Source organism: Pseudomonas sp. Irchel s3h9, assembly GCF_900187475.1.
Classification (GTDB): domain Bacteria; phylum Pseudomonadota; class Gammaproteobacteria; order Pseudomonadales; family Pseudomonadaceae; genus Aquipseudomonas; species Aquipseudomonas neuropathica.
In genome coordinates this window covers 416,321-442,269 of sequence record NZ_FYDH01000001.1, presented here as the reverse complement: position 1 = coordinate 442,269, position 25,949 = coordinate 416,321, and the positions used below count along the sequence as shown (strand labels likewise).

Here is a 25,949-nt window from a genome sequence, read left to right as displayed (position 1 = left end):
TTAGCGACCGCGAACCGCTTGTTCCAGCTCGGCGAAGCTTGGACGGTGCGCCGGATACAAAACCTTGCGACCGAACTCGACCGCCAGCGAAGGCGGCATGCCGGAAGCCGAAGCCACCAGCGAGGCCTTGATGGCTTCGTAGACGTTCAGCTCTTCCTTGGCATCGTGGGCCAGGGAATGCGCCAATGGGCCGAAGAAACCGTACGCCGCGAGAATACCGAAGAAGGTACCGACCAGTGCCGCACCGACGTGCAGGCCGATGGACTTCTGATCGCCTTCACCCAGCGAGGCCATGGTCACCACGATACCGAGTACCGCCGCGACGATACCGAAACCGGGCATGGCATCGGCGATGCCGTTCACCGCATGAGATGGATGCTCGAGGTCTTCTTTCAGACTGTACAGCTCCATGTCGAACAAGCCTTCCAGCTCGTGCGGCGCCATGTTGCCGGACGACATGATGCGCAGGTAATCGCAGATGAACGCGGTCATGCGTTCGTCTTTGAGCACTGCCGGGTACTTGGCGAAGATCGGGCTCGCAGCGGCATCTTCGATGTCGCCTTCGATGGCCATCATGCCTTCGCGGCGGCTCTTGTTGAGGATCTCGTAGATCAGCCCGAGCACTTCCAGATAGAACGTGTGGCTGAAGCGCGAACTGAACATGCTCAGGGATTTCTTGAGCACGTGCATCGTCATGTAGCCGGGGTTGGCCTGCAGGAATGCACCGAGTGCCGCACCACCGATGATCAACACCTCGAAGGGCTGGATCAGGGCAGCAATCTTGCCGTGGGAAAGCACGTATCCGCCGAGCACGCTCGCGAATACGACGATGATGCCGATAATTTTAGCCATAGGTAGAAAGTACTTATTTAAGTCGGGTTCAAGGTCATATTCGGAAGTTAAAAAATCTCTTCTTCTACTTATCGGCAAAACTGCGCCAGACTATAGCCAGTTCAGGCGAAAAGCCAATTTAGCCCATGCCGGGCGCGTCTACAGTCAGTGAAGATCCCGTCCAGACATGGCTAATGAAACGAACGTCCCACACGCAAAACCGACCACACTCGACGGCTGGGTCAAGCTGCTCGACAGCGTCCGGCTGCCCGTGCCGCAAGAGGCTCACGACAAAGTCTGTCGGGCGATCCGCGACAACCGCAGCTCGTTGCGCGACATCGCCGACCTGATGCAGGACAGCCCGGCACTGGCCTTGAGCATCATCCGTGAGGCGAATCGTCACACCCATGGCACCATGGCCACGCCAGCGGAAAACCTTGAGGTGGCGATCAATCGTCTGGGCCTGGCGCGGACCGAAGAATTGCTCGCGCGCCTGCCCGCCGAACCGCAGATGCAGATTCCCAAAGCCCTGCGCCAGTTACAGATGATCAGCCAGCACGCGACGCAACAGGCCAACGGTTTTTTCGCCAGTCGCCTGGCGCGACTGTGGCAGGACATTCATTGGGGCAGCCTGTTGTTTTTGTCGCCGCTGTGGCCATTGGCGCTGACTTATCCGCAATTGCTCGAAGAATGGGAACTGCGGGTTATCCACAAGGGCGAATCGGCGCGCGTGGTCGAAAAGCAATTGTTCGGCGCACGCCTGCTGAAAATCGCCGAGGCGCTGGTGCAAGTCTGGCACCTGCCGATCTGGGTGCAGCAGGGTTATAAGCTGCTACTGAGTGAACAGCGCGAACTGGTCAAAGTGCTGCGCATCGCCCGCGACAGCGAACATCCGTTGCGCCAGCAAAACCGGCTTGATGACGACCCGACCCTGCGCCGCTGGCTCAATCAGCCGGCCAATACAGTGCTGCTGGCCAACGGCCTGGCACTGTCGGCGCAACAGGCGTGGGACAGTCCGCACAGTGAGCGCTGGCAGTACCTGACCAGCCTTTATCTGCAGATTTCCATGGATGAAGTGCAACAACAGTTGCACCAGCAAGCCGCCAACAGTGCGCGCCATCATGCGATGCCCGACCTGTGGCATCCGGCGGTTTCGTTGCTGTGGCCGTGGGGCACTCATCGTTTGCCAGCCGGCATGCTGCCCGCCGCTGCGCCAACCTCGGAAGATCTGACGCAATGGCGCCAGCAATGCGCCGAGCTATTGGCCGAGCCAAGCCGCTTCACCAATGCCATGAGCCTGACCGTCGCCGCTCGCGATGCGCTGGTCGCCAGCGGCATGCGCCGGGTGATGATCCTGATGGCCGATCGCACACAGTCCAATCTGCGCGTGAATCAAACCGCCGGGCTGCCGAAAGAAGCGGCGGCGCTGAATTTCGTCGTCAGCCAGAGCAAGGTCTTGCAACGGCTGCTCGCGCAACAGGCGCAGGTGCGGATCAATCCCGAGAACAACGCTCAGTTCTCCGCTCTGCTGCCAGCGAGCCTGCGCACCCTGTTTCGTGGCGAGTATCTGTTCCTGCGTTCCCTGGTCAATAACGGCCGGGTGATCATGATTGTTGTCGCCGATCAGGGCGGCGGGCCGTTCGCCGATATCACCGTGCAAGCCTTTGGCAAAACCGCACAGTGCATCGAAAAAGCCCTGCACAGCTTTAGCAGCCGCGGCCGATGAGGCTGCGCTACAATCCTCCCCTTTGTGCTCTGGAGACCTCACATGTCTGACTTCTCTGGCTTGCCGCTCGTCATCGAGGCGAGCGACCTGCTCCCGCGTCTCGATTCCCCTGAACTGATTCTGGTGGACCTGACCAGCCCTGCCCGTTATGCCGAAGGTCACTTTCCCGGCGCACGCTTTGTCGACCCGAAACGCACCCAGCTCGGCCAGCCGCCGGCGCCGGGACTGCTGCCGGCGAAAGCCGATCTCGAAGCGTTATTCGGTGAGCTGGGCCATCGCAAAGATGCGGTCTACGTGGTCTATGACGACGAAGGCGGCGGTTGGGCCGGGCGTTTCATCTGGCTGCTCGACGTGATCGGTCACGACAAATATCACTACGTCGACGGCGGTCTGCCGGCGTGGCTGGCGGCCGGCATGCCGATGTCGATCCAGGTTCCGCCTGTAGTGGGCGGCCCTGTGCCATTGACCCTGCATGAAGAACCGACCGCGACCCGTGAATACCTGCAAAGCCGCCTCGGTGCTGCCGATCTGGCGATCTGGGATGCGCGCGGGCCGCTGGAGTATTCCGGTGAGAAAGTGCTGGCCGCCAAGGCTGGGCACATCCCCGGCGCGGTCAATTTCGAATGGACTGCCGGCATGGACAAGGCCCGCCAGTTGCGCATTCGCACAGACATGCCGCAGATCCTCGAAGACCTCGGGATCACCAAGGACAAAGAAATCATTACCCACTGCCAGACCCATCACCGGTCGGGCTTCACTTATCTGGTGGCCAAATCCCTCGGTTATCCGCGGGTCAAGGGCTACGCCGGTTCCTGGGGCGAATGGGGCAACCACCCTGACACGCCAGTCGAGATTTAAGGTTTTTAAGGACAACTAATGAAAGAGCGTCTGTTTATCCTCAGCCAGTACCTGCTGCCTCATCACCTGCTATCGCGTCTGGCCGGCTGCATTGCCGAATGCCGCGTGCGCTGGTTCAAGAATGCCTTCACCCAATGGTTCGCCAAGCGCTACCAGGTGGACATGTCGCAAGCGCTGGTCGAAGACCTCACTGCCTACGAGCACTTCAACGCCTTCTTCACCCGCGCTCTGAAAGACGGCGCGCGTCCACTGGACGAAACCCCGGGCGCGATCCTCAGCCCGGCCGACGGTGCGGTCAGCCAGCTTGGCCCGATCGAACACGGTCGCGTGTTCCAGGCCAAGGGCCACAGCTTCAGCGTGCTGGAACTGCTCGGCGGTGATGCGGCTAACGCTGCACCGTTCATGGGCGGCGACTTTGCCACCATTTACCTGTCGCCGAAGGACTACCACCGCGTGCACATGCCGCTGGCCGGCACCCTGCGCGAAATGGTCTACATCCCAGGCCGGATCTTCTCGGTCAACCAGACCACCGCAGAAAACGTTCCGGAACTGTTCGCCCGCAACGAACGCGTGGCGTGCATTTTCGACACCGAGCGTGGGCCGATGGCCGTGGTGCTGGTGGGTGCGATGATCGTCGCTTCGATCGAAACCGTGTGGGCCGGCCTGGTCACCCCACCGAAGCGCGAGCTGAAAACCTTCCGCTACGACGAAGCCGCCCGTGCGCCGATCCATCTGGAAAAAGGTGCTGAACTTGGGCGCTTCAAGCTGGGTTCGACCGCAATCGTGCTGTTCGGGCCGGATCAAGTGACATGGGCGCAAGAGCTGGCGGCGGGTTCGCCAGTGCAGATGGGTCAAGGCCTGGCGCTGCCAAAAGCCTGAACATGATGTGAGCCACTGATCCGCCTTTGCACACGTCTGCGAAAAGGCGGATACGACTCGGTGGTGCCGTTACTCTATTTGCCCACGAAAGCCGATCGGGCCTTCGTTGGCATAGGTATTGGTGCCATTGAGGTTTTTCCCTCCGTCACTGGACGTGACGCTCAACGCGATAACGTTCTGATTGTCCCGGCCGCCAATCTCCCACTTGCCGCCCGGATGCCATGGGGCATCATTGCCACCCCACTGATTCTCGACGTTGTACTGGTTCTGACCGGTGCGTTGCGCTTTGAAGCCAATGGGACCTTCCCCGGCATAGGTCATGGTGCCGGTGAACGTTTTACCGTCATCGCGCGACTTGATCTCGATAGCGACGACATTCTGGTTGTCCCGCCCGCCGAGTACCCAGGTTCCACCCGGATGCCACGGCGCCGAACTGCCACCCCATTGATTTGCCACTGCATATTTAGACATGAACCTCATCTCCTTGAAGTTTCGGGAGACCTGCCCGAGGTTGACGGCAGGCCGTGCAACCGTGCGTTTCCGATCGCACGCCTGAGAGACTAGTAGGGCTTGGGGAATGGCATCCGGCCAGCAGACCAGCGGTCAAAAAGTCTGACGCTACCCAGCGAAACAGACCACAGCTGCTAGAGTTTTGGGCATTGCCCCTTCCGCCGCCGGAGCCCGTCAAGGCATGAGTGAGTCTCGTCCCCAACCCTCCCTGAGCGCCCCGACTCCGACGCAAACGCGTCTGTTGTTTTGCGAAGCAACGCCACGCGACCTCAAGCGCTGGATCGCCGACCTGCCCAAGGCTAACATCGGTGAAACCGCCCGCCTGCTGTATCAAGGCCTGGGCGAACTCAATCAATTGCTCACCCCCAGTGACAATCGCCTCAACCTGCTGGAGCTGCTGCGCCCCGAGGTGTATTTCGTCTGCCAGCACCTGGAGCGGCACTTCCTGCATCAGGCGATCATGCTCGACGAGCGTTCACGCAAGATCAGCAATTTGTGCCAGGCGCTGCAAAGCCATCTGGCCGTCGGCTACAAACAGATCGTGTTGCGGATTGCGCCGAAGTACAGCAAGGATCGCGCGATATCGGTCAGCACGGCCCTGCAACGGGCGACCCATACACTCAAGGGTCAACTGCTGCGTGCGACGCAACTGTACAGCGCGGCACCGGAGCAGGTGTGGTTCGAACTGCATCAGCTATATCGCATCGCCTGCGAACTGCAGCTGCAACAGCGCCGGGTCCACGACGATCTCGCCAGCCTCACCACCGAACTCACGCTTGAACAGACTTACATCGCCGCCCTGCTCATGGGCAGTGCCCGCTGCAATCAATTGCGACAGAACCAGATCGCCCGATTGGCTGAAGTACTCGAACCGTGGAGCGCCCTGCTAAAATTACATCCCGGTCGTTCAAGCGAAGGCCTGTTTGCGATCAGCCCGGCGATCGATGCCGGCCCGCGCTACCGCAACATGTTTCGCAGCGAAGAACAGGCCGGATTGCTCGGCTTCGATCCGCAGCCGCTGGTGAACGCCATCGAAGCGCATTTGCAGCATCAGCCCGCATCGACGCCGCTGCCCGTTCCGCCCGGGCTCAGCTTCGACACCCTGCAACACCTCCATGCCACCTGGGGACAAGCCGCCGAGCGCAGCTTTCAGCGCACCGTCGGCCAAGGCCATCTGACCGTGTGCGTGGGCATGAGCGCCCTGCACTTTTATCTGGGTGGCGAGCGCAGTTTCAGCGAGCTGCTCAAACACCCCGGAACGCGCTCGGCGAATTTCAGCAGTGCCGTCGCCAAAGGTGAAAAGGACAGTTGGAGCCAGGCTTTCGACGCCGCACCGCAAAGCAAAACTGATGAGTTTTTGCCTTACGAGGAAATCCAGTACGACCATTTGCGCGAGGATGAAAGCGGCACGGACAGTACGCCCCATTACCCGACCCATGCCCTGCCGGTGATCAATCACAGCCCCGGTGGATATTGCCTGGCGTGGCCAAATGAAGTGCCCGCCGAGCTGCAGGCCGGGGAAATGCTCGGCATTCAGGACAGTGTCAGTCTGGGCTGGAGCATTGCGGTCATTCGCTGGATCCGCCAGGTGCGCGGCGGCGGCACGCAAATGGGCATTGAGCTGGTGGCGCCACATGCCCAGCCTTGCGGCCTGCAACTGGTGCGCTCACGGGACGATCACAGTCAGTATCTGCGCGGACTATTGTTACCGGAGATCAGTGCGATAGATTTGCCGGCAACCTTGCTGGCACCGCGCTTGCCGTTTCAGGAAGGCAGTAAAGTGCTGATCAACACCCAAGGCGAAGAACACCGCGCCGGGCTGGATCGACGGGTGGCGAGTACGCACAGTTTCAATCAGTTCGCCTATCGCTCGCTGGAGGCCGCGCGCAATGGCGGGAGCGAGGAGGATTTTGATTCGTTGTGGAAATCGCTTTAAAGCAAAAGATCGCAGCCTTCGGCAGCTCCTACAGGAAAATGCATATTCCTCTGTAGGAGCTGCCGAAGGCTGCGATCTTTTGATCTTTAATTACAACTGCCCGTCGCGATCACGGAAACCCAGCAGGTACAGCACGCCATCCAGCCCCAGCGTCGAAATCGCCTGCTTCGCCGACTGTTTCACCAACGGCTTGGCACGGAACGCTACGCCCAAACCGGCAATCGCCAGCATCGGCAGGTCATTCGCACCGTCGCCGACCGCGATGGTCTGCTCCAGACGCAAACCTTCCTTGTGTGCCAGCTCTTTGAGCAAATCAGCCTTGCGCTGGGCATCGACGATCGGCTCGATCGCCACGCCAGTACACTTGCCATCGACCACTTCCAGTTCGTTGGCAAACACATAGTCGATGCCGAGTTTGGCCTGCAATTGCTTGGCGAAATAAGTGAAGCCACCGGACAGGATCGCGGTCTTGTAGCCCAGTCGCTTGAGTTCAGCGAACAGCGTTTCGGCGCCTTCGGTCAGACGCAGCGAAGCGCCGATCGAGTCCAGCACGCTGACATCCAGACCTTTGAGCAAGGCCAGACGTTCTTTGAAACTGGCGCGGAAATCCAGCTCGCCGGCCATTGCCCGCTCTGTGATTTCGGACACCTGCTCGCCCACGCCGGCAGCCTTGGCCAGCTCGTCAATGACCTCGGCCTCGATCAGCGTCGAGTCCATGTCGAACACCGCCAGACGACGGTTGCGCCGGAACAGCGAATCTTCCTGGAAGGCGATGTCGACGTTCAGCGCTTGGGCAACGCTGAGGAATTCGGCACGCAGCGCCTGTGGATCGGCGGCTTCGCCACGCACGGAGAACTCGATGCAGCCCTTGCCCTTGTCCGCTGGCGTGTCCAGTGGCATGCGACCCGACAGACGGTCGATGTGATCGATATTCAGGCCATATTTGGCGGTGATCGAGCTGACAGCCTGCAATTGGCCAGCGGTTACTTTGCGGGTCAGCAGGGTGACGATGTGGCGCTTCTTGCCCTGATTACCCACCCATTGCTGGTAATCCTCTTCGGACACCGGCGTGAAGCGTACCTGCTGATCGAGCTCGTAGCCCTTGAACAGAATGTCCTTGAGCACGGACTTGCCTTGCTCGGAATCGGGGATTTCAACCAGGATGCCGAACGACAGGGTGTCGTGGATCACCGCCTGACCGATGTCGAGAATGTTCACACCACCTTGTGCCAGAACGCCGGTAATGGCCGCAGTCAGACCCGGACGGTCGACTCCCGTGATGTTAATCAGGACGATTTCGCGCAACGCGCACCCCCGCAACTGGAAAAAAACCGCATTCTACCCACTTTCAGTGACCATCGGGCACCGCGAGCGCTTTGCCGGTCTAGGGCCTGTCGCTATACTGCGCGTCAACTTCACGGACAAAAGAGCCGAGCTCAGTGAACCGGCCCACGCCAGTTAAAACCGATAACTTCTTCCTGCTGATCTTCCGTGCACTGCGTCACCGCCGTGTACCGATTGCATTGCGCATTGCCAGCCATAACGTGATCCTGGTCGCTCTGGCCCTGGTGATCTATGCCGGCGTGATGGGTTTGCAATTCAAGCAGGCCATGCACCAGCAGGCCGATGCGCTGGGCGAAAGCCTGACCACGCAAACCGCGACCTCGGCCACGGAGCTGTTGGTGTCCAACGACATCCTCAGCCTCAACGTGCTGCTCAACAACCTGACCAAGAACAAACTGGTGGCCCACGCGGCGATCTACAGCGTGGATAACCGCATCCTCGCCGAGTCCGGTCAGCGGCCCAAGCACAGCCTGCTGGGCGAAGCCGAGGGCATGTACGAGAGCAAGATCACGTTCCAGGATGTGACTGCCGGGCAACTGCGCATCAGCCTGGACATGGATCAGTTCCAGCAGCCGATGACCATCAGCCTGCAAAGCATGGGCATTCTCAGCGGGATCCTGCTGGCGCTGTCGCTGGCCCTGAGCCTGCGCATGGGCCGCTATCTGTCGACGCCGTTGCTGCAATTGCGTGTCTGGTTGCGACGCATCGACGAACACACGCCGGGCATTGATCGTCAGGATGAAATCGGCGATCTGGCGCGTCAGCTGCACGCCAACTACGCGCCAGAGCCTGCACCGGAACCGGAGCCTGAGCTCGAGGACGAAGAGGACGAGCCGGAATTCGAGGTGCGCAACTTGCGTGATCCGAGTTTCGACGAAACCCGTCCGATGGCCGCGCAGAAGCCTGCACCGCGACATCTGGTCAGCACCGTCGAAGACGATGATGACGATGACGCGTTCGCTGATCTGCGCGATGAATCGCTGGACGTTGCCCCACAACCGGTCGCCCGCAAGGCTACTCCGAGCGTGCCACAACACAGCGCCGTGCTAGCGGTACAACTGGGCTCACAGGAACAACTGCGCCGCTTGCCGCGGGCACGTCTGGAAGAATTGCAGGAGCGTTATCGTGACTGCCTCGATCAGGCTGCTTCGCTGTATCAGGGTGAAATCGAAACCCTGAACGACGGCAGCACGCTGATGCTCTTCCACACCGAAGACAGCGGTGACGATTACCTGACCAACGCAATCTGCTGCGGCGAGTTGCTGCGGGCCTTGGGTCATCAGTTGCAGATTGAAGTCGCGGACAGCGGCATCACCCTGCAACTGCAGCTGGGCCTGACCCTGGGCGATGAGTTGTTCGGCTTGAGTCAGATTGATCTGCTGCTGACCGATTCGGCGCAGGATGCATTGGCTCTGTCCCAACACAGCCGCAATCTGCTGCTGGTTGAACGCAAGATCGGCGACGATGCGCTGATCCGCCAGCGTGCACGGATCCGCCCGATCGCCAGCCCTGAGGGTGCTTGCTGCGTGGAGCGGTTGATGGAGCCTTATCCGTCGATGCTCGAACGGCAACTGGCGCGGATGCATGAGCGCCGGGCTTAAGCCTTAGGCCTGATGTGAAGAAGCCCGCAGACAAGCGATTGTCTGCGGGCTTTTTTGTGGGTGACTGAAGAGCCCCTCACCCTAGCCCTCTCCCCGAGAGAGAGGGGACTGATTGGGGGATATTGGAGAGCTACACCGACTTGAACGCCCTGCTGTGAATCCAAAATCGCCAAGCTCTTTCAGGTCGACGCATGACGCAGACACCTCGGTCGCCCCTGCTCTACCGAATCCATAATCGTCAGGATCTTTCAGGTCGATGTATAGCGCCAGACCCCTCGGTCGGCCCCTGCTCTACCGATCCAGAATCGCCAAGCTCTTTCAGGTCGACGCATGACGCAGACACCTCGGTCGCTCCTGCTCTACCGAATCCATAATCGCCAGGATCTTTCAGGTCGATGTATAGCGCCAGACCCCTCGGTTAGTCCCCTCTCCCTCCGGGAGAGGGTTAGGGTGAGGGGCTTTTGATCTTCTAGCCCCCAGACACAACAAAGCCCGCACAAGGCGGGCTCTGTTCTGACTCGATCCAGCTTAGAAGCGGAACACTTCCATATCTGTCCGAATCGGCGATGCCATCGGAATCTTCGGTTGTTTCTCTGATTCCGCCGCCGGCGCTGCCGGTTTTGGTGCCGCTTTACGCGGTGCCTCGGCGACCGGTGGCTGATTGGCCAACGGCTTGAGCGCTACCGACAATTGCTCGGCCAGACGCTGCAGCAAAATGCCCTGGGCCTGAACCTGCGAAGCGGTACTGCCGGCATGCAGCTCTTGCAGATGAACGATGCGGTTATCGCGCACCTGACCACGACGGTCGATCAGACGCCATTGAGCATCGAGAATCGCCGGTTGTTTCTGGCCAGAGTCCAGACGCGTGATGGTCAGCAACACCTGCACATCCGGAGTGAACCCCGTAGTGGCCGGTGCCAGCACTACACGCTGGCTGTCCAGATGGCCAGCAACCTGACGCATCAGCAACTGATCGATATCCGACGAAAGGCTGCCAGCCCAACGACCGTCTGTCGCTGCCTGCAGGCTGCCATCGGGTTGACGTTGCAGCAATGTCTCACGTTGCAGGTAATCGGCTACGACTACCGGACCCAACAAAACCGCCATGCCCGCGCTTTGCGCAGGCTGAACCGGACTTCCGCTGTCCAGTTGATACAGCGACACCGGCTGGTGAACGCTGCAACCCGCCAGGCCCAAAACGCCGGCGAGCAGGAAAATAAGGGGGCGCAGAGCAGTCATCATCCCGTCCAGGTGGCCGCCACAAGGCTGACCACAGTGAAAATACTCAATAAATATGAAGAACGCTCAGCCACGCCGGCGCTTGGAAAGGCCATATCATCCGTGAATATGCGTTCCGACTCCAGCGCCAAAGCGTCGATCTACGCGTTAAATCGTGGATCGAGCTCTCTAGGACGCCTAATTGAGGTTTTCGACGAGCAGCGCATCGACCCGCTGGAAGCCCCTTGGAAGCTTGTTGCCACGACGTCCACGCTCACCTTTGTAGTGTTCGAGGTCATCGGCCTTCAGCGACAGGGTCCGTTTTCCGGCCTGCAGCACCAAGGTGGCGCCTTCCGGAAGTACGGCGATGTCCGTGACATATTCTTCGCGACTGGCCACACGCTCACCGGAAATACCGATGATCTTGTTACCTTTGCCCTTACCTAATTGTGGCAGATCGCTGATTTTGAAGATCAGCAGGCGACCTTCGGTCGTGACCGACGCCAGCCAGTTCTGCTCACGATCGGCCACCGGACGCGGCGCGATGACTTTGGCGTTGTTCGGCAGGCTCAACAGGGCTTTACCGGCCTTGTTCTTGGCTTGCAGGTCTTCGCCCTTGACCACGAAACCGTAACCAGCGTCGGAAGCGATGACGTACAACGCGTCGTCTTCCGGCATCAGCACGCATTCGAAGCTCGCACCGGGCGGTGGTGTCAGACGACCGGTCAACGGCTCGCCCTGGCCCCGAGCCGATGGCAGGGTGTGCGCGGCCACCGAGTAGCTGCGGCCGGTCGAGTCGATAAACACCGCAAACTGGTTGGAGCGCCCCGCTGCCGAGGTCTTGAAGCCGTCGCCGGCCTTGTACGACAGGCCGGTGGCGTCGATGTCATGACCTTTGGCCGAACGGATCCAGCCTTTTTCCGACAGCACCACGGTGACTTTTTCGTTCGGCAGCAGATCGTGTTCGGTCAGCGCCTTGGCTTCAGCGCGCTCGACGATTGGCGACCGACGGTCATCGCCGTAGGTTTCGGCGTCTTTCAACAGCTCGGTGCGCACCAGCTTCTTCAGCTTGGCTTCACTGCCCAGCAGGGCTTGCAGCTTGGCTTGCTCCTTGAGCAGTTCGTCCTGCTCGTCGCGCAGCTTCATCTCTTCCAGTCGCGCCAACTGACGCAGACGGGTGTCGAGGATGTAGTCGGCCTGAATCTCACTGAGGGCGAAACGTTCGATCAGCTTGGCCTTCGGATGCTCCTCGGTACGGATAATGTGGATCACTTCATCCAGGTTGAGGTAGGCGATCAGCAAACCGTCCAACAGGTGCAGACGACGCTCGACCTTGTCGAGACGAAATTGCAGGCGGCGACGTACGGTCAGCACGCGGAATTCCAGCCACTCGACCAGCAGCGCTCGCAGGTTTTTCAGCTGCGGCTTGCCGTCCAGACCGATGATGTTGACGTTGACCCGGTAGGTCGACTCCAGCTCGGTGCTGGCGAACAAGTGCTGCATCAGCGCTTCATGATCGACGCGGCTGTTGACCGGGATGATCACGATGCGGCACGGGTTTTCGTGGTCAGATTCGTCGCGCAGGTCAGCGATCTGCGGGGCTTTCGACGGCTTGGCCTGCATCAGCGCGGCGATCTGCTCCAGCACCTTGGCGCCGGACACCTGATGCGGCAGCGCGGTGACGATGATGTCGCCGTCCTCGACGTGGTACACGGCGCGCATGCGCACCGAGCCCTTGCCGGTTTCGTACATCTTCAGCAGGTCGGCGCGCGGCGTGATGATTTCCGCTTCGGTCGGATAGTCCGGGCCCTGAATGTGTTCGCAGAGCTGTTCGACCGTGGCTTTCGGCTCATCGAGCAAGCGCACGCAAGCGGTGGCGACTTCACGCAGGTTATGCGGCGGCACGTCGGTGGCCATGCCCACGGCGATGCCGGTGGTGCCGTTGAGCAGGATGTTCGGCAGGCGTGCCGGCAGCACCAGCGGCTCTTGTAAGGTGCCGTCGAAGTTCGGGCCCCAGTCGGCAGTGCCCTGGCCCAGTTCGCTGAGCAGCACTTCGGAATAACGCGACAGGCGTGCTTCGGTGTAACGCATGGCGGCGAAGGATTTCGGATCGTCCGGCGCACCCCAGTTACCCTGACCGTCGACCAGCGTGTAGCGATAGCTGAACGGCTGGGCCATCAGCACCATCGCTTCGTAGCACGCCGAGTCACCGTGCGGGTGGAATTTACCGAGCACGTCACCGACGGTACGCGCCGATTTCTTGTGCTTGGAGTCGGCGTCCAGCCCCAGCTCGCTCATGGCGTAGACGATACGCCGCTGTACCGGTTTCAGGCCGTCGCCGATATGCGGCAGAGCACGGTCCATGATCACGTACATGGAGTAGTTGAGGTAGGCACTTTCGGTGAAGTCGGCCAGCGAGCGGCGTTCTACACCGTCCAGGCTGAGATCAAGGGGGTTGCTCATGCAGGCCTCATCGGTTCGTTGTCTGGCGCAGCAGCATGGTGCCACCGCGCTGAGTAAATTCAAGTTTGTTCAGGGCGCTCATTCCAAGCAGCACCTGATCGCCATGCAGCCCCGGCGCCACCAGTGCGCGGACGTCGCGCAGCACGATGTCACCCAGTTGCAGGCGGTCGATTTTGGTTCGATAGCCCTGGCTCAGGCCATTGGCCGTGCTCAGGGTCACACCGAAACCTTCTTCCAGCTTCAAACGCTTGGCCAGATCCGCCGGGATCGCCACATCGGTTGCGCCGGTGTCGAGCATGAACTCGACCGGTTCGCCGTTGATCTGACCGCTGGCGACAAAATGCCCTTGGGCATTGCCGGCCAGCTTCACCTCGATAAACCCTTCGCCCTGCTCCGAACTGACCACGACATTCGGATTCTGCTGGCGTTGCTCCCACTGGCCAAAAAACCGCGTCGCCAGAAACAGCGCCGCGCACCATGCCAGAATCATCAGCACCCGACCGGCACGTTTGCCCGGAGGTTGCTGGCTCAAGGCTTGGCGCTCCAGCCACCGTCAGGCGCGGCGAAGCGCCAGACGATCGGCCGAACCTCACCGTCGGCGCGCGGGCCGAAATTATTGTCGACGCCGACCCACGCACCATCAGCGTCAACGATCAGCGCCTCTTCCAGACCGAAGTTCTGCGAATAACGGCGGTTGGCCTGCAACAATTCAGCGGCGTACGACCAGCACCGCTCGACCTTGGCGGTCTGCGCATCGCGCCGACAAATCTGAAAGGCGTTGCGGTCAAGGGTAAACAATTTGCCGTTAAACAATGAAAGGTCGGAAAAGTCCCGGTCGACCGCTCTGGCCTTCGGGAACTGCGGCGGTTGCATTTCCTTGCCGCCCTCGCTGAGCAGCACGCAACGACCGTCGCAATCCCACACCGTTTGTTGGCGCTTGATCAGCAGCAAGCCACGGCTTTGCCGTTCGGCAGCCAGCCACATCTGATCACCCGCCGGATTGATCGCCAAGCCCTCGAAGATCGCATTGAAATGCAGGAGCATGCCGCTGGCCCGCGCTTCGCGAACCATCATCGGCGAGATCTTCAGCCAACTGACCGGGCCGCTGACGGGCACCTGCAAGACTGCCGCATGCCCCTCGCTGACAATGTAGCGATTGCCGGCACTGTCGCAGCTGATGCCTTCGAAATCCAGGTCGCCCCCGCGCACGAACGATGCGGCCCAATTGCGCGAGCGCAGCCCCCAAGGCAGGCCGGTCTCCGGCACCAGGGGCACTTCGATGTGCAAGGCTTCGGCCTGCCAGACCTGATCGGCGGTATTGAGCCGGTAAATCTGATCGTCATCGCGGTCCGACACCGTCCACAACTCGCTGCCACACATGGCCAGCCCCGACAGGTTACCGCCGCGCATGCCGTCGACCGGGTGTTCGGAGAGCACGCGCAACTCCTGCACCGGCTCGGCCGACACGCCCATCGCACTCAGCAGCAACGCACCCGCCAAGGCCCAGCCAAACCGCATCAGGCCAGCACCTCGGCGAGGTTGCCTTTGGATTCGAGCCAGGTCTTGCGGTCACCGGCGCGTTTCTTCGCCAGCAGCATGTCCATCATTTCCGAGGTTTCAGCGAAGTCTTCACCCAGTGTCAGTTGCACCAGGCGCCGAGTGTTCGGGTCCATGGTGGTCTCACGCAACTGCGGCGGGTTCATTTCACCCAGACCTTTGAATCGGGTGACCTGGGGTTTGCCGCGTTTCTTCTCGGCGACCAGACGGTCGAGAATGCCGTCGCGCTCAGCTTCGTCGAGGGCGTAGTAGATTTCTTTGCCCAGGTCGATGCGGTACAGCGGCGGCATCGCCACGTAGACGTGACCGGCATCCACCAGCGGGCGGAAATGCTGGACGAACAAGGCGCAGAGCAGCGTGGCAATGTGCAGACCGTCGGAGTCGGCGTCGGCGAGGATGCAGATCTTGCCGTAACGCAGCTGGCTCATGTCCGCCGCGCCCGGATCGACACCGATGGCCACGGCGATGTTGTGCACTTCCTGGCTGGCCAGCACTTCGCTGCCGTCGACTTCCCAGGTGTTGAGGATCTTGCCGCGCAACGGCAGGATCGCCTGGAATTCCTTGTCCCGCGCTTGCTTGGCGGAACCACCAGCGGAATCACCTTCGACCAGGAACAGCTCGGAACGCATCGGGTCCTGCCCGGCGCAGTCAGCCAGTTTGCCCGGCAACGCTGGCCCCTGAGTGACGCGTTTACGCTCGACTTTCTTGCTTGCCTTAAGACGACGACCGGCGTTGTTGATCGCCAGTTCCGCCAGGGCCAGACCGGTTTCCGGGTTGGCGTTGAGCCACAGGCTGAACGCATCCTTGACCACACCAGAGACAAACGCCGCCGCTTCACGCGATGACAGACGCTCTTTGGTCTGGCCGGAGAATTGCGGTTCCTGCATTTTCATCGACAGGACGAACGCGATGCGCTCCCAGACGTCTTCCGGCGCCAGCTTCACGCCGCGCGGCAGCAGGCTGCGGAATTCGCAGAACTCGCGCATCGCATCGAGCAGGCCCTGACGCAGACCGTTGACGTGAGTACCGCCCTGCGCCGTCGGGATCAGGTTGACGTAGCTTTCCTGCACCGCGTCGCCACCTTCCGGCAGCCACAGCAGGGCCCAGTCGACGGCTTCTTTATTACCGGCGAAAGCGCCGCAGAACGGCTCGTCCGGCAGGCGTTCGAATTCGCTGACCGCGTCGACCAGATAGGAACGCAGACCGTCTTCGTAATGCCACTCGACTTTCTCGCCAGTGCCTTTGTCTTCAAAGCTGACCAGCAGCCCCGGGCACAGCACAGCCTTGGCCTTGAGCACGTGCTTGAGGCGGCTGATGGAGAATTTCGGTGAATCGAAATACTTCGGATCCGGCGCGAAGTACACGCTGGTGCCGGTGTTGCGCTTGCCGACGGTGCCGACGATTTCCAGTTCCGAGGCTTTGAAGCCGTCGTTGAAGGTCATCTGGTATTCGTTGCCGTCACGTTTTACGCGCACACGGACTTCGGTCGACAAGGCGTTGACCACGGAAATACCCACGCCGTGCAGACCGCCGGAGAACTGGTAGTTCTTGTTGGAAAACTTGCCGCCCGCGTGGAGTTTGGTGAGGATCAACTCGACACCCGACACGCCCTCTTCCGGGTGAATGTCGACCGGCATGCCACGGCCGTCGTCACTGACTTCCAGCGAATGGTCGGCGTGCAGGATGACCTGCACCGATTTGGCATGACCCGCCAGAGCTTCGTCGACACTGTTGTCGATCACTTCCTGGGCAAGGTGGTTCGGCCGACTGGTGTCGGTGTACATGCCGGGGCGTTTGCGCACCGGGTCGAGGCCCGAGAGGACTTCGATGGCGTCGGCGTTATAAGAGCTAGCGCTGGGAGTGGCCATAGGGTCTCGTCGTCAATGTTCGGTGAAAAAAGAATTCATGGGGCCACAGCTCACAATGCGGAGAAATCGATGGCCTGATACAAATCGGCGCCAATGCCGGCAAAACTCAGCAACGCCGGTAATTGCCCGGCGAAACCCTGAAAACTGTGGTCGCCGCCGGCCTGAATACGCAAGGCGCAGGCGCGGTAATACTGCTGGGCGAGGCGATAGTCCAGTGTTTCATCGCCGGTCTGCAACCACACCTGATAACGCTGCGCATCCTGCGGCGCCGGCACTTCCAGTTCGGCCAGGGCTGTGACGTGGTCGTGGGTCAATTCCCAGGTTTCATCGGTATACAGGTTTTTCTGCGGGCCCAGATAGCCGTCGAACATCCGGTGCGGGCTGACCGCAGGGTTGACCAGCAGGGCTTTCAGGCCATGGCGCTCGGCCAAGTGAGTCGCATAGTAGCCGCCGAGTGAGCTTCCCACCAGCAGCGGGCTGCCCAGTTCGGCAATCGCTTGTTCCAACTGACCGATGGCTTCACGCGGGTGGTGATGCAGGGCCGGGACACGCAGTTTGTCGCTCAAACCCAGTTGCTCCATCACCGTTACCAGCTGACAGGCCTTTTTCGAGGCTGGGGCGCTGTTGAAACCGTGGATATAGAGGATCGAACCGGACATTTGAGCTCCCTGGGTGTCGGTTTGGGTTTGCGGAGTTTACAGGGAGAGAAGAGCGGATTGGGGGTGGTTTCGAGAAATTGGTCATTCAGCAGGAGCTGCCCTCACCCTAGCCCTCTCCCAAAGGGAGAGGGGACTGATTGGGGGATATTCAAGTGCTACACCGACTTGAGCGAGCTTCAGCGAATCCATAATCGACACATTCTTTCAGGTCGATGGATGACGCCAGACACCTCGGTCGGCTCCCTCTCCCTCCGGGAGAGGGCTGGGGTGAGGGTTTTGATTTGTCGCTCAATAGCCGTTGGAGCCGTAATCGACAGTGAAGGCGAAACCGGTGACACGTTCAACCCCGGTTTCCAACCGCCCATCCGGCAACAACCGCAACCAGCGATACCCCGGCGCCTGCTCACCCACCTTAAAGTCCACACTCCCCGGCTCAAACTGAATGCACGTCGAAGGCGAAGCCATCAACCGCACGCCATTGCGCTCACGGTCAATCTCCTGATGCACATGCCCCCACAGCACCGCACGAACCTGCGGAAAACGATCCAGCACTTCGAAAAATGCCTCGGGATTGCGCAAACCGATCGGCTCCATCCACGCACAACCAATCGACACCGGATGATGGTGGAAGCACACCAGATGATGGCGCTCCGGCGCTTCGCTCAGCGAGCGGACCAGCAGTTGCAATTGATCGTCCTGCAGAAACCCCGGCACCGAACCCGGCACCGCCGAATCCAGCAAAGTCACCCGCCAGTTACCGATATCGACCACCGATTCCAGCAAGGCACTCTGCACTGCGGCCTGGGCCATGATCATCGGTTCGTCGTGGTTGCCGGGAATCCAGCGCGCCGGGGCAGCGATCTGCGCGCTCATCTGGCGAAACTGCTGATACGACTCCAGCGTGCCGTCCTGCGAAATATCGCCAGTGGCCAGAATCAGATCGATCTGCGGCTGCTGCCCCAGCACCAATTCAATGACCTTTTGCAGGCTCTCGCGAGTGTTCATGCCCAGCAGCTTGCCGTCCGCTTCAGCGAACAAGTGGCTGTCGGACAACTGCACCAGCAGCGCCGTATCGGCGGAGGTCAACGTGGATACGCTCGGCAAGGCGCTCTCCCAAGGCAAAAGCACGGAATCGATCAAGTGCCGCAATTATGCTGGGGGATCAGTGAAAGAGGAAACCGCCGAACCTGACGCAGTTCACAACTAGCGTACGACTTCGTACTCATGCCCCAACGCCAGACAGTGACTCAGCCATTCCCCCAGGAACAGATTGAGCTGAGCCTTTTCATCCGGCTGATGCATCGCCGCGTTCGGGTAAGGATAGATGCCGCGAAAGCGTCGTGCATGTTCGGCGCTGACCACTTCGGCCATGCGTGCGTCGTGATAGACCTGCACTTCGAGCTGCGGCACCGGCAGCCATGGCAGGCTGTGTTCCTGACGCACCTGCAAAGTGGTGGTGTACGGGCAGGTTTGTAGCACTTCGAGGGCCAATACGCCGAGCATCTGCTCGCCCTGAGTGACGGCGATGCGCCGCGCCTCGGGTTCGTTGCGCATGTCCGGGACCAGTCGCATCAGGCGCGCGTAGTTGGCCTCGCAGGCGGCTTGCAGCCCCACGAGGTCGACTCGATAACGATCGCGCAGCTTGTTTACGACCATAACCCCCTCACTTCGGCGCGGTTCAGCGCCAGCCATTGCAAGGCGATGATGCTCGCCGCGTTGGCAATGCGACCGTCACGGACGGCCTGCAAGGCATCTTCGAAAGCCCAGACCGTGACGCGGATATCTTCTGCCTCTTCTTCCAGGCCATGCAGGCCGCCAACGCCTTCGGTGCTGCAACGCCCCAGATACAAATGCACAAACTCGTTACTGCCGCCCGGCGACGGGAAATACTTGGTCATCGGCCACAGGGCCTTGATGTCCAGCCCAGCTTCCTCCTGCGCCTCGCGGTGAGCAACTTCTTCCGGTTGTTCATCCTTGTCGATCAGACCAGCGACCAGTTCGACCAGCCACGGATTGTCGGTCTTGCCCATGGCGCCGACGCGGAACTGCTCGATCAACACTACTTCGTCGCGCTGTGGATCGTAGGGCAACATGCACACCGCATCGTGACGCACAAACACTTCACGGTTGATCTCGCGGCTCATGCCACCGGCGAACAATTCATGGCGCAGGTGCAAACGATCGAGTTTGTAAAAACCCTCGTAGCAGCGCTCGCGTCGCACGACGTCGACGGTGGTCGGAATGGCGTTGGCAAAATCAGTCATGAGCATCCTCTTTACTGCAGATCCATTACGAGGTTGCAGTTGGTGACTGGCAACCTCGACTTCGCGCCATCCTAACGCGCCCGAACGGTTTGATGCAGCCCCTTTACCGTCAGCGGGATGGACGGTGGAGGCGAAACCCACTCTAATTAGCTTAGTGGCGAACTGACTGCTTCTGCGAGAGTCGAAGCGGATATCTTTTTGCCTTCCCCTGCTTTCGAAAGGACGCCCATGTCGCTTTTCAAAATTGCCTCCGTGGCCGCCATCGCCCTGACTCTGGGCGCGTGCGCCAGCCTGTTCCAGCCCAATTACCGTACGCCGCTGGAAACCACCCGCGATGCTTCGGAACAACTGAAACCGGGCTGTTCCAACCCGGATTGCCCGCTGGTGAACATCGACACCCTGCGCTTCCCGGCCGAACCTGCGCTGGACGGCATTATCGAAAAACGCCTGCTGCAAATGACCCGCACCGAGAAAAACGCCCCGGTGGCGCCAACCCTGGCGGTCTACCGCGATCAGTTTCTGGCCAATGCCGGGCCGCGCAACAGCAGCTACCTGCAAGCGAAAGTACGCGAGCAGCATGACGGCTTGGTGATCATCGAGGTGTCGAGCTACCTCGACACTGGCGGTGCGCATGGCACACCGGGTCGGGGTTTCATCAACTATTCGCGTCAGCAGCACAAGGTGCTGAACCTGTCCGACATGTTGATGCCGGGTCAGGAAGAGGCATTCTGGAAAGCGGCGCAAGTCGCGCACAACAGCTGGTTGATCAGCACCAAGCTCGATCAGGAGCCGGAGTTCGTGGCGAACTGGCCGTTCGTGAAAACCCCGAACGTGGCGCTGACCTATGGTGGCGTGATCCTCAAATACGACGTGACCACCATCGCGCCTTACGCACTGGGCCACGTCGAACTGAAGATTCCTTACCCGCGTCTGAACGGCATTCTCAAGCCCGAGCTGTTTCCCGGCCGTAACTGAAGGCCCGGCCCAGCACGAGTTGCAACAGCCCTGCCAGCACCAGCGCCGGCAGGGTTGCGCCGACATCCGGATACAGATTCGCCAGCAAGTGGTAGGTGCTCACGCCACCCAGCCACGCCAACAACGCCGGCCAGCGCAACGCGGCTGACGCGACCTGAGCACTGCGCTTGCGCAGGATGAAGTGATCCACCAGCACCACGCCGAACAGCGGCGCAAACACCGAACCGATCAGTAGCAGGAAGTTCTGGTATTGCGCCAACGGCGCCAGCAATGCGATCAGCGTGCAGATCACGCCGATGGCCAAGGCCAGATGTTCGACTTTCAGGCGCAACAGAATCCCGCTCGATACCGCAGCAGAGTGAATGTCGGCAAAGGCGTTTTCCGACTCATCGAGCAGAATCAGCAGCAGCGGAATGCCCAGACCGGCGCCAGCAAGAGCCAGCAACAGCGCGTTGACTTCACCGCTTGGCGCAAAGGCCAGGGTGTAGGCGACGCCAAGGCTCATCAGCCAGAAGTTACCGATGAAGAAACCGACCGCAGTGCCACCGAACACATTCTTCGCGCGCTTGCCGAAACGCGAGTAATCGGCGATCAGCGGCAGCCACGACAGCGGCATCGCGATAGCAATGTCGAAGCCCACGGCGAATGGCATCGAACCGTCACCGGCACGCGACCAGAGATCGGCCAGATCGGCTTTGGCGAACAGGTTCCAGGTCAGCCAGAGGCACGCCGCCAGCAACAGCCAGATGCCCCACTTGCGCAGGATCTGCCGTACGAAAGTCAGCGGTCCGCTCACGGCGAGCAACGTCGCCAACGCTCCGAAAAACAGTGTCCACAACAGTGGGTTCGACCACACCGAACCTTCGCTGAACGCGCGGGTGCCGAGCAGGCTGGCGGCGTCGCGCATGACGATGATTTCGAACGAGCCCCAACCGATCAGTTGCAACAAATTCAGCAGCGCCGGCAGGCTCGCGCCCTTGCTGCCGAGGCTGAGTTTCAGCGCGGCCATCGACGACAGGCCGGTGTCGCTGCCGATCACGCCGACGGCGGCCAGCAACAGTACGCCGACCAACGTGCCGAGGAAAATCGCCAGCAACGAACCGGATAGACCCAGACCTGGCGCGAGCAATGCGCCGGTCTGCAAAACCATCAGGCCGATGCCGAGGGAGAACCACAGGGAAAACAGATCGCGACCGCCGAATACACGCTTGTCGGCGGGTACGGCGAGGTCGGGAGAATAGGTGCTGGGTTGAATGCTCAAGGGTGTTATCTCAGAGGGACATTTTTGTTGTGTTGTGATCGTTCCCACGCTCTGCGTGGGAATGCCTCTAGGGACGCGGAGCGTCACGGGTTGCATTCCCACGCGGAGCGTGGGAACGATCAGTACGGGGTCAAACCTTTTTGTACAGCTGACTGCCTTCCTTCTTGAACCGCTCGGCCTGTTCCGCCAAGCCTTGGGCGATGTCCACGTCGACCGCGTCGATCCGCTGGTTGGCCGCGTATTCGCGGACTTCCTGAGTGATCTTCATCGAGCAGAATTTCGGCCCGCACATCGAACAGAAATGCGCGACCTTGGCCGAATCCTTCGGCAGGGTTTCATCGTGATACGAACGCGCGGTGTCCGGATCCAGACCGAGGTTGAACTGGTCTTCCCAACGGAATTCGAAACGCGCCTTGCTCAAGGCGTTGTCGCGAATCTGTGCACCCGGGTGTCCTTTGGCCAAGTCCGCTGCGTGGGCGGCGATCTTGTAGGTGATGATCCCGGTCTTCACGTCATCCTTGTTCGGCAAGCCCAAGTGTTCCTTAGGCGTCACGTAGCAGAGCATGGCGCAACCGAACCAGCCGATCATTGCCGCACCGATACCCGAGGTGATGTGGTCGTAGCCCGGCGCAATATCGGTGGTCAGTGGGCCGAGGGTGTAGAACGGCGCCTCGTCGCAGCACTCCAACTGCTTGTCCATGTTCTCTTTGATCAACTGCATCGGCACGTGGCCTGGGCCTTCGATCATGGTTTGCACGTCGTGCTTCCAGGCGATCTTGGTCAGTTCGCCGAGGGTTTCCAGTTCGCCGAATTGCGCGGCATCGTTGGCGTCGGCAATCGAACCCGGACGCAAGCCATCGCCCAGCGAGAAGCTGACGTCATAGGCTTTCATGATTTCGCAGATTTCTTCGAAATGCGTGTAGGCGAAGTTTTCCTTGTGATGCGCCAGGCACCACTTGGCCATGATCGAACCACCACGGGAAACGATACCGGTCACGCGTTTGGCGGTCAGCGGCACGTAGCGCAGCAACACACCGGCGTGAATGGTGAAGTAGTCGACGCCCTGCTCGGCCTGCTCGATCAGCGTGTCGCGGAACAGCTCCCAGGTCAGGTCTTCGGCCGCGCCACCGACTTTTTCCAGCGCCTGATAGATCGGCACCGTGCCGATCGGCACCGGCGAGTTGCGGATGATCCACTCGCGGGTTTCGTGAATGTGTTTGCCGGTGGACAAGTCCATGATGTTGTCCGCGCCCCAGCGAATACCCCAGGTCAGTTTCGCCACTTCTTCTTCGATGGACGAACCCAAGGCACTGTTGCCGATGTTGCCGTTGATCTTCACTAGGAAGTTACGGCCGATGATCATCGGTTCCAGTTCGGTGTGGTTGATGTTGGCCGGAATGATTGCGCGGCCACGGGCGATCTCTTCACGGACAAATTCCGGGGTGATGATTTTCGGCACGCTGGCGCCGAAGCTGTGACCCGGGTGTTGCTGATCCAGCAGGCCGGCGGCGCGGGCCACTTCAAGTTTCATGTTTTCGCGGATGGCGACGAATTCCATCTCGGGCGTGATGATGCCCTGACGCGCGTAGTGCATTTGCGTGACGTTGGCCCCGGCCTTGGCGCGGCGCGGGTTGTTGACGTGGGCAAAGCGCAGCTTGGTCAATTCAGGATCGGCGAGGCGCTCGCGACCGAAGTTGGAACTCAGGCCGGCCAGACGCTCAGTGTCGCCACGGTCGTCGATCCACGCCGAACGCACATCGGCCAGGCCTTTGCGGACGTCGATCACCACGTTCGGATCGGTGTAGGGCCCCGAGGTATCGTAAACGGTAACCGGCGCGTTGATTTCGCCGCCGAAGTCGGTCGGGGTCACATCGAGGGTGATTTCGCGCATCGGCACGAGGATGTCCGGGCGCGAGCCCTGAACGTAGACTTTTTGCGAACGGGTGAACGGCTTGACCGATTGCTCGTCGACCTTGGCCGAGTCACTCAGGTTGATCGCGTTTTTTGATTTTGTAGTCGTCATCACGGGCTCTCCAGACAGCATCCAGGCAGTGGATTGTCGGAGCAGAACCTGAAAGGCACGGACGCACCAGGACCGGTGCTGTGCATCGTCGTCGAGCGTTCGATTGTCGAACAATTTCCCGGACGAAGCACAAGAGGACTCGCCGGGTGACGAGAAATCTTGTTCCCTACGCAGGCGCTAACCTGATCAGGTTCAACGGGATCCGAAATTATTCGATCTCAGCCTCATAGCAAGGCACCCCGACAAGAACCCGGCCAGTCTAGACACAACCGGCAAAGAACGCCAACACCGCAGCAAACACCATGATGAATGGCATAAATACAGGGGCTTGGCCGATTGTTGTGAGGCAAATGCGCAACTACACTCGCTTTGCCCCGCCACGCCTTGACGCTGTGGGGCCTGCGCCTTACCTTTGGCGCCCGGATTACTTCCATAATATTAATGCTAGGGATCGCCTCATGCTGCGCAAACTCTCACTGGCTCTTGCCGTGTCTTGTGCGTCCAACGCAATGGCCTGGGCAGCAGAAGCGCCCTTGTCGACCAAAACCGATCTGGTCAGCGTCTATCAGGAGGCGGTCGACAACAACGCCGATCTGGCCGCCGCCCGCGCGCAGTACGGCGCACAGAAAGAAGTGGTGCCACAGGCCCGCGCCGGCCTGCTGCCGAACCTGTCGGGCGGTGCCGAAGTGGCCAATGTGCGGACCTCAATCGATCAGCCCTCGGCCACTGCCAACCGCAGCGCTCACTCCTACCAAGCAACTCTGGCCCAGCCGTTGTTCCGCGCTGATCGCTGGTTCCAGTACCAAGCGGCCAAGGACGTCAACGAACAAGCCGCACTGCAACTCTCGGCGACCGAACAGAACCTGATCCTGCAATCGGCCGAAAGCTATTTCAACGTGCTGCGCAGCCAGGACAACCTCGCCTCGACCAAGGCTGAAGAAGCCGCGTTCAAGCGCCAGCTCGACCAGTCCAACGAACGCTTCGATGTCGGCCTGTCGGATAAGACCGACGTGCTGCAATCGCAAGCCAGCTACGACACCGCACGGGCCAACCGCATCGTTGCCCAGCGTCAGGTCGATGATGCCTTCGAAGCGCTGATCACCCTGACCAACCGCCAGTACAACTCGATTCAGGGCATCGTCCACACGTTGCCGATCCTGCCGCCGGCGCCGAACGACGCCAAGGCGTGGGTCGATACTGCGGCGAAACAGAACCTCAATCTGCTGGCGAGCAACTTCGCCGTCAGCTCCGCCGAGCAGACCCTTAAGCAGCGCAAGGCCGGCCACTTGCCGACCCTCGATGCCGTGGCCAAATACGAAAAGGGTGACAACGACGCCCTCGGCTTTTCCAACCCGAACGCTTTCGGTGTGCCGTATCGCGACAACGTCGAACAGAGCACGGTCGGCCTGCAATTGAACATCCCGATCTACAGCGGCGGACTGACCAGCTCGCAAGTGCGTCAGTCGTATGAGCAACTGAATCAGAGCGAACAACAGCGCGAATCCCTGCGCCGGCAAATCGTCGAGAACACCCGCAACCTGCATCGCGCGGTGAACACCGACGTCGAGCAAGTGCAGGCGCGTCGCCAGTCGATCATCTCCAACCAGAGCGCAGTGGAAGCCACGGAAATCGGTTATCAGGTCGGTACGCGCAACATCGTCGACGTGCTCGATGCGCAGCGCCAGCTGTACACCTCGGTGCGCAACTACAACAACACGCGTTATGACTACATCCTCGACAACCTGCGCTTGAAGCAGGCGGCGGGAACGTTGAATCCGGGGGATCTGGAAGATCTGCGGCGTTATCTGAAAGCCGACTACAACCCGGACAAGGATTTCCTCCCACCGGATCTGGCCAAGGCGGCCGAAGCACAGCTGAAGGCCCGGCCTTAAGCCTTAAAAACAAAAGATCGCAGCCTTCGGCAGCTCCTACAGGAAACGTATTCCAATTTAGGAGCAGCCGAAGGCTGCGATCTT

At 60.4% G+C, this 25,949-nt stretch carries 21 protein-coding genes and 1 riboswitch; of the genes, 7 read left to right on the top strand and 14 right to left on the bottom strand.

The features are described 5' to 3' along the window. Complete coding sequence (gene motA / locus CKW26_RS01910) at window positions 1-852, bottom strand: flagellar motor stator protein MotA (protein WP_007915795.1); 852 nt, start codon at window positions 850-852, stop codon at window positions 1-3. Between the two features lie 166 nt (window positions 853-1,018). On the opposite strand from motA, the gene CKW26_RS01905 reads away from it, so the two are divergent. Genes CKW26_RS01905 through asd form a run of 3 tightly spaced genes read left to right on the top strand, consistent with a single transcriptional unit; the run spans window position 1,019 to window position 4,294 of the window. Further along, window positions 1,019-2,557 carry an HDOD domain-containing protein gene (locus CKW26_RS01905; protein ID WP_095047286.1) on the top strand — a complete coding sequence of 513 codons (1,539 nt, stop codon included), beginning with the start codon at window positions 1,019-1,021 and terminating at the stop codon, window positions 2,555-2,557. Window positions 2,558-2,599: 42 nt separating this feature from the next. After that, window positions 2,600-3,415 (top strand): thiosulfate sulfurtransferase, encoded by an 816-nt coding sequence (gene rhdA / locus CKW26_RS01900; protein WP_095047285.1) that lies wholly within the window; start codon window positions 2,600-2,602, stop codon window positions 3,413-3,415. Between the two features lie 18 nt (window positions 3,416-3,433). Then, the gene (asd, locus tag CKW26_RS01895; RefSeq protein WP_095047284.1) at window positions 3,434-4,294 is read left to right on the top strand and encodes an archaetidylserine decarboxylase; all 861 of its coding nucleotides are present in this window, start codon (window positions 3,434-3,436) and stop codon (window positions 4,292-4,294) included. 69 nt (window positions 4,295-4,363) lie between these two features. Here asd and CKW26_RS01890 read toward each other — a convergent pair whose 3' ends face one another. Further along, the gene (locus tag CKW26_RS01890; RefSeq protein WP_095047283.1) at window positions 4,364-4,765 is read right to left on the bottom strand and encodes a lectin OAA; all 402 of its coding nucleotides are present in this window, start codon (window positions 4,763-4,765) and stop codon (window positions 4,364-4,366) included. 220 nt (window positions 4,766-4,985) lie between these two features. Here CKW26_RS01890 and CKW26_RS01885 point away from each other — a divergent pair, with 220 nt between their 5' ends. After that, window positions 4,986-6,740: a molecular chaperone gene (locus CKW26_RS01885; RefSeq protein WP_095047282.1), complete on the top strand. Its 1,755-nt coding sequence runs from the start codon at window positions 4,986-4,988 to the stop codon at window positions 6,738-6,740. A gap of 90 nt (window positions 6,741-6,830) precedes the next feature. On the opposite strand, the gene serB is transcribed toward CKW26_RS01885, so the two are convergent. Then, window positions 6,831-8,045: a phosphoserine phosphatase SerB gene (serB, locus tag CKW26_RS01880; RefSeq protein WP_093430160.1), complete on the bottom strand. Its 1,215-nt coding sequence runs from the start codon at window positions 8,043-8,045 to the stop codon at window positions 6,831-6,833. A gap of 134 nt (window positions 8,046-8,179) precedes the next feature. On the opposite strand from serB, the gene CKW26_RS01875 reads away from it, so the two are divergent. Then, on the top strand, window positions 8,180-9,685 hold the full coding sequence (locus CKW26_RS01875) for an AhpA/YtjB family protein (protein WP_095047281.1): 1,506 nt from the start codon (window positions 8,180-8,182) through the stop codon (window positions 9,683-9,685). A gap of 528 nt (window positions 9,686-10,213) precedes the next feature. Here CKW26_RS01875 and CKW26_RS01870 read toward each other — a convergent pair. The 9 genes from CKW26_RS01870 to CKW26_RS01830 all read right to left on the bottom strand — a co-directional run bounded on the left by CKW26_RS01870 (window position 10,214) and on the right by CKW26_RS01830 (window position 19,714). Further along, window positions 10,214-10,924 carry a membrane integrity-associated transporter subunit PqiC gene (locus CKW26_RS01870; protein WP_093430158.1) on the bottom strand — a complete coding sequence of 237 codons (711 nt, stop codon included), beginning with the start codon at window positions 10,922-10,924 and terminating at the stop codon, window positions 10,214-10,216. A 177-nt stretch (window positions 10,925-11,101) separates the two neighbouring features. Continuing rightward, a complete protein-coding gene (gene parC, locus CKW26_RS01865; protein WP_095047280.1) occupies window positions 11,102-13,366 on the bottom strand; it encodes a DNA topoisomerase IV subunit A in 2,265 nt (754 codons plus the stop codon). Between the two features lie 7 nt (window positions 13,367-13,373). Next, a complete protein-coding gene (locus tag CKW26_RS01860; protein WP_007915776.1) occupies window positions 13,374-13,898 on the bottom strand; it encodes a TIGR02281 family clan AA aspartic protease in 525 nt (174 codons plus the stop codon). Then, entirely contained in the window at window positions 13,895-14,884 is a 990-nt protein-coding gene (locus CKW26_RS01855) for an esterase-like activity of phytase family protein (RefSeq protein WP_095047279.1), read from the bottom strand. Before CKW26_RS01855 ends, CKW26_RS01860 begins: the two co-directional genes overlap by 4 nt. Beyond that, window positions 14,884-16,791: a DNA topoisomerase IV subunit B gene (parE, locus tag CKW26_RS01850; protein WP_095047278.1), complete on the bottom strand. Its 1,908-nt coding sequence runs from the start codon at window positions 16,789-16,791 to the stop codon at window positions 14,884-14,886. The genes CKW26_RS01855 and parE overlap by 1 nt, the downstream gene beginning before the upstream one ends. Before the next feature lie 50 nt (window positions 16,792-16,841). Then, window positions 16,842-17,450: a YqiA/YcfP family alpha/beta fold hydrolase gene (locus tag CKW26_RS01845; protein ID WP_095047277.1), complete on the bottom strand. Its 609-nt coding sequence runs from the start codon at window positions 17,448-17,450 to the stop codon at window positions 16,842-16,844. A 288-nt stretch (window positions 17,451-17,738) separates the two neighbouring features. Continuing rightward, window positions 17,739-18,554: a 3',5'-cyclic-AMP phosphodiesterase gene (cpdA, locus tag CKW26_RS01840; protein WP_095047276.1), complete on the bottom strand. Its 816-nt coding sequence runs from the start codon at window positions 18,552-18,554 to the stop codon at window positions 17,739-17,741. Between the two features lie 99 nt (window positions 18,555-18,653). Further along, a complete protein-coding gene (locus CKW26_RS01835) occupies window positions 18,654-19,106 on the bottom strand; it encodes a DUF1249 domain-containing protein (RefSeq protein ID WP_034151669.1) in 453 nt (150 codons plus the stop codon). Next, window positions 19,097-19,714: an NUDIX domain-containing protein gene (locus tag CKW26_RS01830; protein WP_093430152.1), complete on the bottom strand. Its 618-nt coding sequence runs from the start codon at window positions 19,712-19,714 to the stop codon at window positions 19,097-19,099. The genes CKW26_RS01835 and CKW26_RS01830 overlap by 10 nt, the downstream gene beginning before the upstream one ends. Window positions 19,715-19,942: 228 nt before the next feature. On the opposite strand from CKW26_RS01830, the gene CKW26_RS01825 reads away from it, so the two are divergent. Next, the gene (locus tag CKW26_RS01825; RefSeq protein ID WP_095047275.1) at window positions 19,943-20,689 is read left to right on the top strand and encodes an RsiV family protein; all 747 of its coding nucleotides are present in this window, start codon (window positions 19,943-19,945) and stop codon (window positions 20,687-20,689) included. Here CKW26_RS01825 and cytX read toward each other — a convergent pair. Further along, the gene (cytX, locus tag CKW26_RS01820; protein ID WP_095047274.1) at window positions 20,658-21,950 is read right to left on the bottom strand and encodes a putative hydroxymethylpyrimidine transporter CytX; all 1,293 of its coding nucleotides are present in this window, start codon (window positions 21,948-21,950) and stop codon (window positions 20,658-20,660) included. The genes CKW26_RS01825 and cytX overlap by 32 nt on opposite strands. A 130-nt stretch (window positions 21,951-22,080) precedes the next feature. After that, window positions 22,081-23,973, bottom strand: coding sequence for a phosphomethylpyrimidine synthase ThiC (gene thiC / locus CKW26_RS01815; protein WP_095047273.1), 1,893 nt, complete (start codon window positions 23,971-23,973; stop codon window positions 22,081-22,083). 146 nt (window positions 23,974-24,119) lie between these two features. Beyond that, window positions 24,120-24,225: riboswitch (TPP riboswitch) on the bottom strand. Window positions 24,226-24,431: 206 nt separating this feature from the next. Here thiC and CKW26_RS01810 point away from each other — a divergent pair. Beyond that, a complete protein-coding gene (locus CKW26_RS01810; RefSeq protein ID WP_093430148.1) occupies window positions 24,432-25,865 on the top strand; it encodes a TolC family outer membrane protein in 1,434 nt (477 codons plus the stop codon). Window positions 25,866-25,949: the final 84 nt, after the last annotated feature.